15 protein-coding genes are annotated in these 14,694 nt (G+C 69.2%); 7 read left to right on the top strand and 8 right to left on the bottom strand.

Features of this window, described 5'->3' with window-relative positions; all coding sequences use genetic code 11:
• Positions 1–2 precede the first annotated feature (2 nt).
• Both K368_RS0120250 and K368_RS0120245 read right to left on the bottom strand, forming a co-directional pair.
• On the bottom strand, positions 3–986 hold the full coding sequence (locus K368_RS0120250; RefSeq protein ID WP_027173933.1) for an SPFH domain-containing protein: 984 nt from the start codon (positions 984–986) through the stop codon (positions 3–5).
• 17 nt (positions 987–1,003) lie between these two features.
• Positions 1,004–1,729: an NUDIX domain-containing protein gene (locus K368_RS0120245; protein WP_027173932.1), complete on the bottom strand. Its 726-nt coding sequence runs from the start codon at positions 1,727–1,729 to the stop codon at positions 1,004–1,006.
• A 292-nt stretch (positions 1,730–2,021) separates the two neighbouring features.
• Between K368_RS0120245 and K368_RS0120240 the strand changes: the two genes are divergently transcribed.
• From K368_RS0120240 to hpxZ, 3 genes are read left to right on the top strand one after another with little or no spacing between them, the layout of a single operon-like run.
• Positions 2,022–2,228: a DUF4089 domain-containing protein gene (locus tag K368_RS0120240; RefSeq protein ID WP_081739628.1), complete on the top strand. Its 207-nt coding sequence runs from the start codon at positions 2,022–2,024 to the stop codon at positions 2,226–2,228.
• An 8-nt stretch (positions 2,229–2,236) separates the two neighbouring features.
• Positions 2,237–3,631 (top strand): AtzE family amidohydrolase, encoded by a 1,395-nt coding sequence (locus K368_RS0120235; RefSeq protein ID WP_027173930.1) that lies wholly within the window; start codon positions 2,237–2,239, stop codon positions 3,629–3,631.
• Between the two features lie 8 nt (positions 3,632–3,639).
• Positions 3,640–4,020, top strand: coding sequence for an oxalurate catabolism protein HpxZ (gene hpxZ, locus K368_RS0120230; RefSeq protein ID WP_027173929.1), 381 nt, complete (start codon positions 3,640–3,642; stop codon positions 4,018–4,020).
• An 82-nt stretch (positions 4,021–4,102) separates the two neighbouring features.
• Here hpxZ and K368_RS0120225 read toward each other — a convergent pair whose 3' ends face one another.
• The 4 genes from K368_RS0120225 to K368_RS0120210 form a co-directional block, all read right to left on the bottom strand.
• Positions 4,103–4,693, bottom strand: coding sequence for a hypothetical protein (locus K368_RS0120225; RefSeq protein WP_027173928.1), 591 nt, complete (start codon positions 4,691–4,693; stop codon positions 4,103–4,105).
• A 43-nt stretch (positions 4,694–4,736) separates the two neighbouring features.
• Positions 4,737–6,167, bottom strand: coding sequence for a protein adenylyltransferase SelO (locus K368_RS0120220; RefSeq protein ID WP_027173927.1), 1,431 nt, complete (start codon positions 6,165–6,167; stop codon positions 4,737–4,739).
• A gap of 97 nt (positions 6,168–6,264) precedes the next feature.
• The gene (locus K368_RS0120215) at positions 6,265–6,759 is read right to left on the bottom strand and encodes a hypothetical protein (RefSeq protein ID WP_027173926.1); all 495 of its coding nucleotides are present in this window, start codon (positions 6,757–6,759) and stop codon (positions 6,265–6,267) included.
• A gap of 194 nt (positions 6,760–6,953) precedes the next feature.
• Positions 6,954–8,642, bottom strand: coding sequence for a methyl-accepting chemotaxis protein (locus K368_RS0120210; protein WP_027173925.1), 1,689 nt, complete (start codon positions 8,640–8,642; stop codon positions 6,954–6,956).
• Between the two features lie 300 nt (positions 8,643–8,942).
• On the opposite strand from K368_RS0120210, the gene K368_RS0120205 reads away from it, so the two are divergent.
• The gene (locus K368_RS0120205) at positions 8,943–9,959 is read left to right on the top strand and encodes a KpsF/GutQ family sugar-phosphate isomerase (RefSeq protein ID WP_051440118.1); all 1,017 of its coding nucleotides are present in this window, start codon (positions 8,943–8,945) and stop codon (positions 9,957–9,959) included.
• An 83-nt stretch (positions 9,960–10,042) separates the two neighbouring features.
• Here the strand turns inward: K368_RS0120205 and K368_RS0120200 are convergent, their stop codons facing one another.
• A complete protein-coding gene (locus tag K368_RS0120200; RefSeq protein WP_027173923.1) occupies positions 10,043–10,696 on the bottom strand; it encodes a TetR/AcrR family transcriptional regulator in 654 nt (217 codons plus the stop codon).
• 39 nt (positions 10,697–10,735) lie between these two features.
• On the opposite strand from K368_RS0120200, the gene K368_RS0120195 reads away from it, so the two are divergent.
• The 3 genes from K368_RS0120195 (at position 10,736) to mutL (ending at position 14,030) form a co-directional block, all read left to right on the top strand.
• Positions 10,736–11,185 carry an ABA4-like family protein gene (locus K368_RS0120195; RefSeq protein WP_027173922.1) on the top strand — a complete coding sequence of 150 codons (450 nt, stop codon included), beginning with the start codon at positions 10,736–10,738 and terminating at the stop codon, positions 11,183–11,185.
• Positions 11,182–12,006, top strand: a complete 825-nt coding sequence (locus K368_RS0120190) for a hypothetical protein (RefSeq protein WP_027173921.1) — start codon at positions 11,182–11,184, stop codon at positions 12,004–12,006. The genes K368_RS0120195 and K368_RS0120190 overlap by 4 nt, the downstream gene beginning before the upstream one ends.
• Positions 12,007–12,077: 71 nt before the next feature.
• Complete coding sequence (mutL, locus tag K368_RS0120185; protein ID WP_027173920.1) at positions 12,078–14,030, top strand: DNA mismatch repair endonuclease MutL; 1,953 nt, start codon at positions 12,078–12,080, stop codon at positions 14,028–14,030.
• Between the two features lie 24 nt (positions 14,031–14,054).
• Here the strand turns inward: mutL and K368_RS0120180 are convergent, their stop codons facing one another.
• Positions 14,055–14,666 (bottom strand): FMN-dependent NADH-azoreductase, encoded by a 612-nt coding sequence (locus K368_RS0120180; protein WP_027173919.1) that lies wholly within the window; start codon positions 14,664–14,666, stop codon positions 14,055–14,057.
• Positions 14,667–14,694 lie beyond the last annotated feature (28 nt).

The following is a 14,694-nucleotide window of genomic DNA, read 5'->3' as shown; positions in this document are numbered from 1 at the left end:
GCCTAGCGCCCTCCTACCATGGGACGGGCCTTGTGGAACTCGCCCATCACGGCGGCCAGCAGATCGGGCGTCACGTTGACATGCTCGATCGTATCGAGCTTGCCCGCCAGTTGCTGCGCGGCGAGCCCGAGCAGGATCGCAGGCGACAGGTCACGGTAGATCGCGACGCGCTGCCCCTCGGCCAGGACCCTGGCTCCCTCGACGAGGCGGATGCGCTCGGCTTCCGCCATCGACTCGACGCCCTGGGCCTCGGCGCGGCCCGCCGCACGGCTTCGCGCGTTCTCCGCCTCCTCGGCGATGAGGAGCTTCTCCCGGCGCGCCAGTTCCGTCCGCGTGGCGAGCTCGTTCTCGGCGATGGCGCGCTCCTTCTCCACGGCGAGGGCGCGACGGGAGAAGGTGGCCTCATCGGCCTTCTGCTGCAGCGCCTCGAAGGTCGGAGTCTGCAAGGCGCGTTCGAGTTCACTGGTCGGCGCGAGGTTGGTGAGCCGCACCGACACGGCGGCGACGCCGATCTCGGCCAGGGACTGGTCCGCCGCCAGTACGGCCTCCAGCCCCCCACGCAGGGGTTCGGGCCCGGCATCGAGGATGGTGCGCACCGGCTTGCCGCCGAGATATTGCAGCACCGCCTGGCTGGCGATGCCGGCCATGCGCGCCTCGATCTTCTCGATCGGCTCGCCCTGGAGTTTGCCGGTGCGAAGGCCAATGGAAAAATCGATGCGGCTGGCGAGACGCTCCGGATCGACCACGTGCCAGCCGATCGTCCCCTGCACGGCGACGGCCTGGAAATCCTGGCTGCGGCCGCGGACGAACAGCGTCATCTCGCGGTCGTCCATCGGCATCTCGGCGATGCTCGACGTCTCCGGGCGGAACCAGAAGACGAGGCCCCGGCCACTCTGGCGGATGCGCCCCTTACGATAGCGGATGACGTGGCTGCTCGCCTCGCTCCGCAATTGCGCGATCAGGCCGATGTTGCGGATCGACGCCATGGAAACCTCCTGTCGGGTCAGCGGGACGGTTGAAATCGGTAGAGTTCGGCGGGGCGAAACGACGTTCCGGCCTCGCGCGATCCGGTCGGCATCAGCCAGCCCCGGTCGAGCATCCGGCGTCGGAAGGCCGGCTTGTTGAGCGTGGTGCCGAGCACCGCCTCGTGCACGTCCTGCAGCTGCCGCAGGGTGAAATGCTCGGGCAGGAGGGCAAAGCCCACATCCGAATAGTCGAGCTTGCCGCGCAGACGCAGCATCGCCATCGCCAGGATGTCGGCATGGTCGAAGGCGAGGGGTAGAACCTCCCCCTTCGCCGACAGCGCCGCCACGTCACCCCCGGCCTCGCCCGACCAGGGCACCTCGATCCTGGCCGCGACCAGGGAGGGTGCGCGTTCCAAGGCCTCGGCGAGGGCCGCCTCCGGCAGGAGGGCGAGATAGGCCACGCTGATGATCCGCATGCGCGGATCGCGGGCGAGCGCGCCGAACGTGTAGAGTTGCTCCAGATGCACCCCGGCGATGCCCGCCTTCTCATGCAGGACATGCAGGGCGGCCGCGTCGAGGGTCTGGTCGATCCCGACGAAGCCGCCGGGCAGCGCCCAGCGGCCGGCATGCGGATGCTGGGCGCGCTTCAGCAGCAGCGCCGCCGGGCGGCCCTCGCGCAAACCCAGCAGGACGAGATCGACGGCGAGGGCAGGGCGCTCGTAGACGGCAGGATCATACTCGGCCAGGAATTCGGATTCAGTCACGGGACAACTCTTATATTCGTTCTGCATCTTAGTTAGATGCGATTTGCGTATAAGACAAGGGCCGAGTTCGACGTCATCCGGAACGATGGCGAGGATCGGATGCCATCGGGTCCGACGGACCCGTTTCGCCCGCTCTCACGATCTCCTGACGGCGGATGGGGGGAAGACGCCTGACCTCCTAGAGAGGGCCGTGACGCCCGGGGTACTTCCGTGAGATCGTCATCGGGTCCGGCCCGACCCTTGCTCCCCGGGATGCGGCGGTTCCGCCGGATCGGGGTTTGAGGAGGAAGCCATGGCCGAGATGCCGAAGACCGAGCCCGCATCGGGTGGGCTCGATGCCTATATCGACGCCGCCTCCGCCCTCCTCGGCATTCCCCTCGATCCCGCCTGGGTCGCGGCTGTGGGGGCGAACCTCACCGTGCTCCACGGCGCCGCCGGCCTCGTCGCCGGGTTTCCCCTGCCCGACGAGGCGGAGCCGGCTCCGGTCTTTGCGGCATGAGCGGAGAGATGAACGATCCGAGCACGATGCACGCGGCCGACCTCGCCGGGTCCGTCAGGGACGGGGTGATCAGCGCCCGCCTGGTGACCGAGGCCGTGCTGGCGCGCATCGCGCGGGTGGACGCGTCGGTCAACGCCTTCACCGACGTGCTGCCCGAGCGCGCGCTGGGCAGGGCCGACGCCCTGGATGCGGCGCGAGCCCGTGGGGAGGCGTTGGGGCCGTTGGCGGGCGTGCCCTTCGCGGTGAAGAACCTCATCGACATCGCGGGCCTGCCGACGCGGGCGGGCTCGAAGATCAACCGCGATCTCGCTCCCGCCGAACGGGACGGTGCCCTGGTGCGACGGCTCGAAGCCGCCGGGGCCATCCTCGTGGGCGGCCTCAACATGGGCGAGTATGCCTATGATTTCACCGGCGAGAACGTCCATGACGGCGCGACCCGCAACCCGCACGATCTCGGGCACATGTCCGGCGGCTCGTCCGGGGGCTCGGGTGGCGCCATCGGCGCGGGCCTCGTTCCCCTGGCCCTCGGCTCGGACACCAACGGCTCGATCCGCGTCCCGTCCGCCTTCTGCGGCTGTTTCGGGCTGAAGCCCACCTATGGCCGGCTGACGCGGGCGGGCAGCTTCCCCTTCGTCGGCAGCCTCGACCATCTCGGGCCGATGGCCCGCAGCGTCACCGATCTCGCCCTGTCCTACGATGCCATGCAGGGACCCGATCCGGACGACCCGGTGGCGACCACCCGGCCCCCCGATCCCGCCATGCCGAGCCTCGATGTCGGCATCGGCGATCTGCGGATCGCCATGGCGGGCGGATACTTCGCGCGTGGCGGTGATAACGAGGCCTTCGTGGCGGTGGAAACCATCGCCGCATCCCTGGGCTCCGGGCGCCGGGTCGAGATCCCCGAAGCCGCGCGGGCGCGGGCTGCCGCCTACCTCATCACAGCCGCCGAGGGCGCCGCCCTCCATCTCGACCGGCTGCGGACCCGGGCCGCCGATTTCGACCCAGCCGTGCGCGACCGTCTGATCGCGGGGGCGATGATCCCGGCCCCCTTCGTCGAGCGCGCGCAACGCTTCCGCCGCTGGTACCGGGCGGCGATGCTCGACCTGTTCCGCGAGGTCGACATCATCCTGGCCCCCTCGACACCGTGCCGGGCTCCGAGATCGGGCCAGGTCACCTTCGAACTCGACGGGGTGACCCTGCCGGTGCGGGCGAATATCGGCGTCTTCACCCAGCCGATCTCGTTCATCGGCCTGCCCGTGGTGGCGGTGCCTGTGCGGCTCGACGACGGTCTGCCCCTCGGCGTCCAGGTGATCGCCGCCCCGTGGCGCGAGGATCTGGCGCTTCGAGTCGCGCGGCATCTGGAACGGGAAGGCGTGGTCTCCGCGCCGCATGCGATCCTGTGAGTGAGCCGATGGAGATCGATGCGCCCGACGTGATCGCCGAGGTCGAGGCCGCCTTCGCGGCCTATGAGGCGGCGCTCACCGGCAACGACGTGGCGACCCTGGAAGCCCTGTTCCACGACGATCCCCGCACCATCCGCTATGGCGGGGGTGAGAACCTCTACGGCATGGACGCGATCCGTGCCTTCCGCCGTGCCCGCTCGCCGGCCGGGCTGGAACGGACTCTGTCGGATACGGTGATCACGGCCTACGGGCGCGATACGGCGGTGGCGATGACCCTGTTCCGCCGCGACGGCTCGCCCGGCAAGGTCGGCCGGCAAAGCCAGACCTGGATCCGCTTCCCCGACGGCTGGAAGGTCGTGGCGGCGCATGTGAGCGTCATCGACGGGTAGGGCGCAGCCCCCCTAAGCCCCCGCTCTTTGCCCAGAAAGGAAGCGGCCAAGCTTCAGCGAATGGGAAATCCGCGGCGTCTGCTCAGGGCTCCTGAGATGTTTTCTCGGTCACGACACGACGCAGGCGTCCCTTGCGCTTTTCGTACTGGAACATCGACGTCAGGGTCGGATCGGTCGGATCCGGTGCCGGGACCGTCGGCTCCGGCTCGGGTACCGACTGGACCGCCGGGGCGGGTGCCCTCCGTTCGAGCGCGAGGCGCACCACCTCGCGGTCGCGCAGGATCAGAGCCGCCACGGCGCCGTCGGCGGCCATCGTCGCGCTGGCGCCGTCGGTGAACGTGATCGGCAGGGTCGCGGCGGTAGTGGCCGTGGATTCGAGGACGTCGAGCCCGAGCCCCACGAAGGAGGCGGCAAAACCGAAGGGCGACGGCAATCCCTTGGTCGAGGTGGCAAGAGCGCCCTGGAGACCACGCACGATGTCTCCGCTCCAATGGGGCTCCGGCGCCGCTTCGGTCGGCAGGCCGAGGTCGGAGAGATCCTCCACGCCACGGATATCGCCGTTGGGAAAGCGGAACACGCCGTTGTCGTAAGTGGCCACTCCCTCGCCGAAGGAGCCCGCCGTGATCCGAATATCCGTCATCGTGCCGTCCAGGCGGACGTCGACCGCCGCCATCGCCTGAACCTACGCAGCCATGTGTCCGAAACAGGGCGCCGTCTCAGGCGACGGGTGAAGGCGCCGTACCGTAGGCCTCCGCCATCTGGGCGATCGCATCGAGCTTGGCATGGAGCGCCGACCAGTCGTCCCGCTCGGCGATGGGATCCCACAGGCTCTCGACCTCCTCGATCAGCATCGTGCAGGGCGTGGTCCCGGCAAAATACGGATGATCGAGACGGATGTTCTCGACCGGGGACAAGGATGCAAGGCTGGCCCGGACGGCGGCGAAATCCTCGCGCTCGTAGAAGGCGGCAGAGGGGCTCGCCGCCGCGCGATCGGAACTGGCGAGACCGCCGTACCAGTCGAAGAAGGTCTGCTCGAACGGCGCCCGGCTCTTCGCGAGAAACCCCCAGAACGCGGCGACGAAGCGGTGCAGGTCTGCCTCATCGGCGGGCTTGGCGAGACCGAGCCGGGCCAGGAGCGCATCGGCGAAGGCGTCCTGCAGGCTCGATCCGAAGACTTTGAGGGCGCCTTCGAGGGCGTCGCGGTCGGCGAGCGGCATCAGGCATTCCGCGAGCCGGCTGAGATTCCAGAACAGGGCCTCGGGCTGGCGGCCGAAACTGTAGAGTCCATGGACGTCGAAATAGGCGGCGGTGAAGCTCGGGTCACTGGTCGGCGCGAAGCGCCAGGGGCCGTAATCGAAGCTCTCGCCCGTGATGTTGATGTTGTCGGTGTTGAGCACCCCGTGGACGAAGCCCGCCGCCATCCACTGGGCACCCGTGCGGGCGACCCGCCGGCAGACCTGCTCCAGGAAGGCGACGGCACGGGGGGCGGTCTCCTCGCGCCAGGCCTCCGGCAGGTAGGTGCGCACCGCATAATCGAGGAGCTTCTCGATGTTGTGTGGCTCGTCCAGCGCCAGCGGGCGCTGGAAGCTGCCGATGCGGATATGGGAATGGCTGAGGCGCACCAGAACGCTGGACCGGGCGGGCGAGGGCTCGTCGCCCCGCTCCAGCTCTTCGCCGGTCTCGATCAGGCTGAACGTCTTCGACGTGTCGACGCCCAGCGCCTCGAGCATGGAGGTGGCGAGGATCTCGCGCATGCCGCCCTTGAGGGTGAGGCGGCCATCGGCCGTGCGCGACCACGGCGTGGTGCCGCTGCCCTTGGTGGCGAGATCGAGAAGACGACCGTCAGCGAGGTCGTAAAGCTGGGCGAACAGGAAGCCGCGCCCATCGCCGAGTTCGGGGTTGTAGGAGCGGAACTGGTGGCCGTGATAGCGCAGCGCCAGAGGCTGGGGCAGGCTGCCGGCGAGGGGCTGGAACCGGCCGAAATGCGCGAGCCACGATTCGTCGGAAAGGCCGTCGAATCCTACCCGTGCCGACCAGGGCCGGTTCCGATAGCGCAGGATCGTCTTCGGGAAATCGGCGGCAGCGACGACGTCGTAGAAATCGGGGCCGAGTTCGGCGTGCTTCGCGGCGGTGCGGGGTGATGGCATGGGCTGGCGCGGGTTCCTACGATGCGCCGGACTCTAGCGAGGGCGGGCCGGAGATGACACCGGTCCCCGATCGATGCGAGCGCCTATTGGGGAAGGGTCACGTCCCTTCGAACCGGCGCTGCTCCGCCCGGCTCGCCAAAATGACGACCCTGCCGGGAAACCGCTCGATCAGGGCGAGGTTCCGGGCCCGCCTCTTGCGGTTCCAGGTCCAGACGTAGCGCAGGAACTCGGCATCGAGCCGTTCCGGGCATCCGCGCGCTGCATCCGGCCGGACCCTGCCATAGCTCGCCACCAGGCGCCGGATCACGCGCGCCATCGTCAGCCAGGCCGGAAGATCGAGATAGACCAGGATGTCCGCCGCCGCGAAGCGCGGCCCGATCACGTCCGTGTAGTTCCCGTCGATGATCCAGTGGGGGAGGGCCGCGAGACGCTCGACCTCGGCACGGAACTCGGTGGCCGGCACGGGCTCCCACCCGGGGCGGAAATAGGCTTGGTCGAGGTGGAAGACGGGCAGGTCATGCACGGCGCCGAGACGCCGCGCCAGTGTCGATTTTCCGCTTCCGGGCGGCCCCATGACGATGACGCGCTGCATCCGAAACGCATACCGCGCCGGGGGACGATTTCACCAGTTGACCAAGGGGCATTCGGCGCCGCGTCTTCGCCTTTCGCGTCGGGGCGGGCGACCCGGAAGGCAATCGCCACGTGCCGCTGGTGGCGACCCCATTGAGGCGACCTGACCTGTCGCGGAGGGAGACGGCGCTCCCCCGCGCAGGAGCCCGACCCCGGTCAGGCCGCGCGGATCGTGGCGAGGAAGCGGCCCAGCTCGGAGTTGAGATGTTCGGACTGCCGCGACAGCTCCGAGGCCGCACCGAGCACCTGGCTGGCGGCAGCGCCGGTCTCCTCGGCGGCGCCCGCCACGCCCGCGATGTTCACCGTGACCTCCCCCGTGCCAGTGGCGGCCTGGGACACGTTGCGGACGATCTCCTGCGTGGCGGCACCCTGCTCCTCCACCGCGGCCGCGATCGTGGTGGCGACGGCGCTGATCTCCTGGATGCGGGTGGTGATGCCGCCGATCGCCGAGACCGCCTGATCGGTGGAGCCTTGGATCGAGGCGATGTGGCCGCCGATCTCCTCGGTCGCCCTGGCGGTCTGGTTGGCGAGTTCCTTCACCTCGGCGGCCACGACGGCGAAGCCGCGCCCCGACTCACCGGCACGGGCCGCCTCAATGGTTGCGTTCAGGGCCAGGAGGTTGGTCTGGCCAGCGATGGCGCTGATCATCGTCACCACGTCGCCGATCTTCGCCACGGCGCTGTTCAGGTCCTTCACGAGCAGCGCGGTCCGCGCGGTTTCCTCGACGGCGACATGGGCCAAGCCGGCCGAGGCGCTGACCTGACGGCCGATTTCCTGCACCGACGAGCCGAGTTCCTCGGCCGCGGCCGCCACGGTGGTGACGTTCGAGGCGGCCTGTTCCGCGGCGGCGGCAACGCTGGTGGATTGCGCGGCGGTCTCCGTCGCGGTGCCGGCCATGCTCTGCGCGGTGGCCTGCAACTCCGTCGCCGAACTGGACACGCTCTGGATGATCCCGCCCACGGCGGACTCGAAGCCGTCGGCCATGGACCGCATGGCGGCCTTGCGCTGTGCTTCCGCGCCGGCACGGGCCAGGGCGGTCTCGTCTTCCAGAGCCTTCATCCGGTGCAATCCGTCCTTGAACACCTGCACGGCGTCGGCGATGCGCCCGATCTCGGTCCTGACGTTCTGGTGCGGAATGGTCACCGACAGGTCGCCGGCGGCGAGCGCCTGCATCGGCTGCACCACGGAATCGATGCCCCGGCTCACGCCGCGGATGATCAGGAAGGCGGACAGGACGGAGAGGAGGACGGCGACGACGATGGCGGCGATGCCCAGGGTCCGGGCCTCTTCGAAGACCGACTTGCTCCGCGCCTGCGCCTGATCCGCCCCGACATTGTTCAGGCTCACCAGCTTTTCGAGGGCGTCCGACATGCCCCGGCGGATGGTGATCCCCTTGGTCTCGTAGAACGAGAAGGCCTGCGCCTTCTCCCCGCTGCGGGACATCTCCAGGATGGTCTGGCGGATCGCGGCGAATTTCGCGGCCTCGCGCGTGAACGTGTCGTAGAGTTCGCGCTCTTCGGGAGAGGCGATCATCCGCTCATAGGCGATCTTCTTCTCGTCGATCCTCTTTCCGAACCGCACGAGGTCGCCCTCGATGGTCGCCAGCCTCTGGGGGTCGGTCTCCTGCGTGTGACGCAGCATGACGCCGTTGTTGCGAGCCGTCAGAGTATCGATCTCGCCGAGGATACGAACGCTCGGAAGCCAATTGTTTTCGATATCGAGAGCTTGCTCGCGCATGCGCTGCGTACTGACGATCCCAAGCACCCCCAGGCCAATGACAAACAAAGTAAGCAGGGAAAATGCCGTGATGAGCTTGGCACGAATCGAGCGAGTCTGGATCGACATGAAAACCTCTTCCTGACCGCGGATCGCAACGATCAGCCTTTACTTGAAATTTGACATTCCAGCCGAACGGTTAACGATCACTTGTTGCGATCGGAAATTTTTCAACATCGGCACAGTATAGTTCCATCCACCGGGCAGCCTGGAACTCCTGCCGCCCGCCCCCGATACCCTCGTCTCCGCCACCCCGCCGCAAATACCGGTGCGCGGCGTCCCACGCGCCCAAGCCCCCATCCGACCACATTCGCCTTGCATAGGCGGCACGTCATGGCGCCGCGCGCGCCGGCGAAGGCGGGGATTGTCATGGGCGGTGCTGCAGCGGAGAAGCGGATGTCGCCCCCCGATGCCGGCCATGCGCCCGCCATCGCCTCGGCCCTGCGCACCATCGAGACCGAGTGCGAGGGCCTGCGCTGCCTGATGGAGGCCATCGGCAACGGTCTCGGCACGGCCTTCTCGGACGCCGTCGCCCGCATCTCCACCGCCAAGGGCCGCGCCATCCTCACCGGCATGGGCAAGTCCGGCCATGTCGGCCGCAAGATCGCGGCGACCATGGCCTCCACCGGCACGCCTGCCCTCTATGTCCATCCGGCAGAGGCGAGCCATGGCGATCTCGGCATGATCCAGCCGGAGGACGTCGTCGTCGCCCTGTCCTGGTCGGGCGAGACCACGGAACTCGCCAACATCATCGGCTATGCGCGGCGCTACCGGGTCGGCCTCATCGCCATCACGGCGAATGCCGGCTCGACCCTCGGGCGGGAGGCCGATGTCTGCCTGACTCTGCCCAAGGCCCGCGAAGCCTGTCCCAACGGGCTCGCGCCCACCACCTCCACGGCGATGCAGCTCGCCCTGGGCGACGCGCTTGCCATTGCCCTGCTCGAGGCCCGCGGTTTCTCCGCCCGTGAATTCGGCATCTACCATCCCGGCGGACGCCTGGGAGCCTCGCTCCGGCAGGTCCGCGAAGTGATGCATGCGGGCGAACAGCTGCCGGTGGTCCAGCGCGGCACGGGCATGCGGGCCGCCATCGCCGAGATCGACGCCAAGGGGTTCGGATCGGTGGTGGTGGTGGAAGAGGACGGCCGCCTCGCCGGCATCCTCACCGACGGCGACCTGCGTCGCAACGTCTTCAGGGCCGACCTCGACAGTCTCGTCGTCGAAGCCCTGATGAGCGTCAGGCCACGCACGGTGAGCCCCGAGACCCTTCTCGCCAAGGCCCTGGAAATCCAGGAATCGATGAAGATCACCTCGCTGATCGTCGTGGAGAACGAGCGGCCCGTGGGCCTCGTGCATTATCACGACCTGCTGCGGGCGGGGGTCGCCTGACGACGGGCCCTATCCCGCGAAGACCGGAGCGGATCCCCCCGGCCTCGCGATGAGAGCGGGCATTGGGCCGCGTCGTCCCGGCATCACACCGTCAGGCAGTCGAGGACCGGCTCCAGCATCCCGTCGATGGCTCCGCGCGCCGCCTCTGCCGGCCCTAGCGCCCCGTCGAGGGCGAGCCGCGCGAGACCATGGACCAGGGACCAGCAGGCGATGGCCTTCGGGTCCGGTGCGGTGTGATGGGATGCAGCCGGTAGCTCGCCATCCTCGAAATGGGTTCCGGCCACCGCCGCTTTCAGGAGCCCGAACGCGCGGCCGGCCGCTGCCACATAGGCCGCATCGCCCGTATCGATCCGCGCACAGCGCCACATCGTGTCGAACTCGGCCGGGTGGTCGAGGGCGAAGGCGACATAGGCCCGGCCTTGCGCGCGGATGCGCCCGTCGCGGTCGGTCGCATCGGAATCGGCCGCCGCCAGCGCGTCGCCCAGCATCAGGAACCCCTCCGTCGCCAATGCGGTGAGGAGCCCGCGCGCATCGCCGAAATGATGCTGCGGGGCCGCCGGCGAAACGCCCGCGCGCCGTGCCGCTTCCCTCAAGGAGAACCCGTCGATCCCGCGTTCCCGCACGAGGGCCGTCGCCGCCTGGATCAGAGCGGCCCGCAAGTCGCCGTGATGGTAAGCGGCGACCCCTGCCGCTTTGACGCCCTTCGAGGGATTGACAGTGTCAAGATGCTCACTCATGCTCGATCTATACAGTGTTAAGATAAGGTTGGACAAGACGTGATCTCCGCAGCCGGTCTGTTCTCCTTTTGCAACTCGATCGCCTTTCTTGGCTGGATCGCCCTTGCCGTCGCGCTGTTCGTTCCTCGACTCCGACGGGCGACCTGGATCGGCGTCGGCCTCGTCCTGCCGGCGCTTCTGGCGGTGGCCTATATCGGCGCCCTGGTGGTGGGGCTGGCCGGCGGCGCGACGGGCGGATTCGACTCCATCGAGGCGGTGCGTTCCCTGTTCGCCGACGACCATGCGCTCACCGCCGGCTGGATCCATTATCTCGCCTTCGATCTCTTCGTGGGCGCCTGGATCGCCAGAGCCGGCACCGGAGCGGGGCTCTCGCCGCTGCTGATCCTGCCCTGCCTCGTCCTCACTTTCCTGGTCGGCCCGGCCGGGCTGCTCCTCGCCCTCGTCATTGGATTCAGCACCGGCAGGCTCGGCCTGGAGGCCCGGGCATGAGCGCGTCCGCCCTCACCGCACAAGACCGCCGCCACACGGCGCTCACCCGGCTTCGCGCGAACGATCCCGCCCTCACCGCCTTTGGCCTCGCTTGTCTGCTGACTGGCGCAGTGATCCTGGCACTGCCCCTCATCGACGGCCGGCTCATCGACGGCGCGTTCGTCTGGATGAAACCGGCGAAGTTCTTCGTCTCGGTCGGCCTATACGCGCTGACCTTCGCCTGGTTCACCGGCTACGTCCGCCCGGACCATCGCCGTTCCCGCTCCTTGCGCACCGGCCGGTTTCTCCTCGTCACGGCCGGCGGGTTCGAGCTCGGCTACATCACCCTGCAGGCCGCCCAGGCCCAGGCGTCGCATTTCAACGACGGCGATCCCTTGCACGCCGTCCTTTACGCCCTGATGGGGGTCATGGCCCTGGCCCTGCTCGCTGCCAAGATTCCCCTGGCCATCGCGGTGATGGTCCGGCCGCTTCCCGGCCTCGAACCAAGCCTGCGTCTGGCGGTGGTTCTCGGCCTCGCCATGACGGTGATCCTCGGGGCTGCCACCGGCATCGCCCTCAGCGCCAACCACGGCCATGCGGTCGGCCCGACCGGTACGGCATGGCCCCTGCTCGGCTGGAACCGGGCGGGCGGCGATCTGAGGATCGCGCATTTCCTCGGGATGCACGGGGAACAGATCGTGCCGCTTGCCGCCGCCTCCTTCATCGCCCTCGGCTTGCCCCGGCGACGGGTGCTCGTGACGCTGGCGGCCTGCCTCCTGTGTGGCCTCATCGCAACCGCCTGGATCCAGGCCGGACGGGGCCTCGCCTTTCCCTTCGGTTGACCGCGCCCTTCCCACCGCGATGACGCGGGCGGCGCTTTGAGGCGGCGGCGCCCTCGCCTATGGTCAGGGGAATGCCGCCCGTGCTCCGCCCCGTCCGCCGCCTCGACCCGATCCTCGTGGACCGCATCGCCGCGGGCGAGGTGGTGGAGCGTCCGGCCTCCGCCGTGAAGGAACTGGTGGAGAACGCCATCGATGCGGGCGCCGCCAGCATCGAGGTGACCATCGAGGCGGGGGGCCGCCGGCTGATCCGCGTGGTGGATGACGGCGCCGGCATGAGCGCCGACGATCTCGCCCTGGCGGTGGAGCGTCACGCCACCTCGAAACTCCCCGGCGGCGACCTGACCCGCATCGATTCCCTCGGCTTCCGCGGGGAGGCGCTGCCCTCCATCGGGGCGGTGGCACGTCTCTCCCTCACCAGCCGCACCGCCGAGGCCGAAACCGGATCGACCCTGGTGGTCGATGCCGGCATCAAGGGCGAGGTCCGCCCTGCACCGAGCCCGCGCGGCACGCGGATCGAGGTCACTGACCTGTTCTCGGCGACGCCGGCGCGACTGAAATTTCTCAAGTCCGACCGCGCCGAGGCCCTGGCCATCGCCGATGGGTTGCGGCGCCTCGCCGTGGCGCAGCCGCGGATCCGCTTCGCTCTCCGCTCCGAGAGCGGCAGCCCTCTCGTCTTTTCCGCCGAGACCGGCGACGATGCGGCCCTGCGACGGCTCACGGCGGTGCTGGGGCCGGATTTCGGCGCCAGTTCGGCCCCGCTCCACATGGCGCGGGAAGGCTTCGCCCTGTCCGGCCATATCGGCCTGCCGAGCTACCATCGCGGCGCGGGCAACCAGATCCATTTCACCGTCAACGGCCGACCCGTACGGGACCGCCTGCTGCTGGGTGCCGTGCGCGGCGCCTATGCCGACACGATGAGCTCCGACCGTCATCCGGTGCTCGGCCTCGCCATCACCTGCGACCCGGCCCTCGTCGACGTGAACGTCCATCCCGCCAAGACCGAGGTGCGCTTCCGCGAGCCGGGCCTCGTGCGCGCCCTCATCGTCAGCGCCATTCACGAGACCCTGCGGCAAGTCGGAGCGCGCAACGCCAGCACGGGCGCGGCCCGGACCCTGGACGCCCTGCGTCCGGGCCATCCCTCACCAACGACGCGGCCGGAAATGACGGCGCATTCGGGACGCGGGGCCTGGTCGGGCAGGGCGGCGCTCCCGCCGGGGCTGCCCTCGTTCGGCGCGCCCGCCGGCCATGCGCCGGCATCGTCCTTCAGGGCGGGCGGGGGGCTGTTCGAGGCCCCGCAAGCGACGTTCGATCGAGCGGAAGCAGGGTTCGGGGACACGGCGCAAGCGCTGTTCTCCGGCGATCTCGCGCCGCCTGGGGCCGACCTGCGCCAGCCGGAGATCGAACCGCCCGAGAGCGAGCATCCCCTGGGGGCCGCCCGCGCGCAGCTTCACGAGACCTACATCGTCGCACAAACCCGCGATGGGATCGTCCTCGTCGACCAGCACGCGGCCCATGAGCGCCTCGTCTACGAGCGGTTGAAGCGCGAGCGGACCGCCGGCGGTATCGCGCGCCAGGGCCTCCTGATCCCCGACGTGGTGGAGATGGCGCCCCAGGATGCCGAGCGCCTGATCGCGGCCGCCCCCGACCTCGACCGTCTCGGCCTCACCCTCGAGGCCTTCGGCACCGGCGCGGTGCTCGTGCGCGAGGTTCCCGTGGCGCTGGCCGATTCGTCCACCCGCAATCTCCTGGAGGACATCCTCGACGCCCTCGACGAGAGCGGGCTGGAGGAGGGGAGTGCGGACGGCACCGAGGGCGGCCCGCTCGGAAGGCGCCTCGACGCGATCCTCTCGCGCATGAGCTGCCATGGCTCGATCCGCGCCGGACGCCGCCTGCGCCCCGAGGAGATGAATGCGCTCCTGCGCGAGATGGAGGCGACCCCCTTTGCCGGCACCTGCAACCACGGCCGCCCGACCTTCGTGGAATTGAAGCTCCACGACATCGAGCGGCTGTTCGGCCGGCGCTAGAGGGTGGCGCCGGCTCGTCGGTCCTCAGGCAGTCGGCAGCGCGGAGGCGGCGTCGAGCGCCGCAGCGAGGGCCTTCTCGCGGGCTTCCGGACCGAGGGCGATCCCCTCGGCGATGATAAATTCCGGGTTGGTGATGCCGATGAAGCCGAGGACGACCCGCAGATAGGTCTCGGCATGCTCCGCCGAGGCGGCGGGTGAGCCCGTACCGTAGAGGCCGCCGCGCGCCACGGCGACGATGACGCGCTTCTCGGGCACCAGACCAACGGCGCCGCTCTCGGTGTATTTGAAGGTCTGGCCAGCCACGAGAATACGGTCGATCCAGGCCTTGAGCTGGGTCGAGATCGTGAAATTGTAGAGCGGTGCGCCGATCACCACGATGTCGGCGGCCAGGAACTCCGCCAGCACCGCGCGGCCGAGCGCGACGTCGTTCTGGATGTCGGGAGTGTTGGTGGCGTTCGGCTGATGGCCCGCGAGATAGGCGCCGGAGAGATGGGGGATCGGCGTGGCGGCCAGATCGCGATAGGTCGTCTTGAGGTCCGGTGCCCCCGCCTGGAGGCGGGCGACGATGGCGGCCGAGACGGCGCGGCTGACTGAATGCTCGCCCAGGATGCTGCTGTCGATGTGCAGAAGGTTCATGTTCGATCCTCGGTATCAGAATGATACC

The organism is Methylobacterium sp. 10 (assembly GCF_000519085.1).
Lineage (GTDB): Bacteria > Pseudomonadota > Alphaproteobacteria > Rhizobiales > Beijerinckiaceae > Methylobacterium.
This window is presented reverse-complemented; position numbering and strand designations above follow the sequence as displayed.

Bases quoted from the DNA above. Each gene is read 5' to 3' on its own strand.
- mutL (WP_027173920.1), top strand. From the start codon at position 12,078: ATGCCGCCCGTGCTCCGCCCCGTCCGCCGCCTCGACCCGATCCTCGTG.
- K368_RS0120210 (WP_027173925.1), bottom strand. From the start codon at position 8,642: ATGTCGATCCAGACTCGCTCGATTCGTGCCAAGCTCATCACGGCATTT.
- K368_RS0120200 (WP_027173923.1), bottom strand. From the start codon at position 10,696: ATGAGTGAGCATCTTGACACTGTCAATCCCTCGAAGGGCGTCAAAGCG.
- K368_RS0120190 (WP_027173921.1), top strand. From the start codon at position 11,182: ATGAGCGCGTCCGCCCTCACCGCACAAGACCGCCGCCACACGGCGCTC.
- K368_RS0120205 (WP_051440118.1), top strand. From the start codon at position 8,943: ATGGGCGGTGCTGCAGCGGAGAAGCGGATGTCGCCCCCCGATGCCGGC.
- K368_RS0120215 (WP_027173926.1), bottom strand. From the start codon at position 6,759: ATGCAGCGCGTCATCGTCATGGGGCCGCCCGGAAGCGGAAAATCGACA.
- K368_RS0120240 (WP_081739628.1), top strand. From the start codon at position 2,022: ATGGCCGAGATGCCGAAGACCGAGCCCGCATCGGGTGGGCTCGATGCC.
- hpxZ (WP_027173929.1), top strand. From the start codon at position 3,640: ATGGAGATCGATGCGCCCGACGTGATCGCCGAGGTCGAGGCCGCCTTC.
- K368_RS0120220 (WP_027173927.1), bottom strand. From the start codon at position 6,167: ATGCCATCACCCCGCACCGCCGCGAAGCACGCCGAACTCGGCCCCGAT.
- K368_RS0120250 (WP_027173933.1), bottom strand. From the start codon at position 986: ATGGCGTCGATCCGCAACATCGGCCTGATCGCGCAATTGCGGAGCGAG.
- K368_RS0120225 (WP_027173928.1), bottom strand. From the start codon at position 4,693: ATGGCGGCGGTCGACGTCCGCCTGGACGGCACGATGACGGATATTCGG.
- K368_RS0120180 (WP_027173919.1), bottom strand. From the start codon at position 14,666: ATGAACCTTCTGCACATCGACAGCAGCATCCTGGGCGAGCATTCAGTC.
- K368_RS0120235 (WP_027173930.1), top strand. From the start codon at position 2,237: ATGAACGATCCGAGCACGATGCACGCGGCCGACCTCGCCGGGTCCGTC.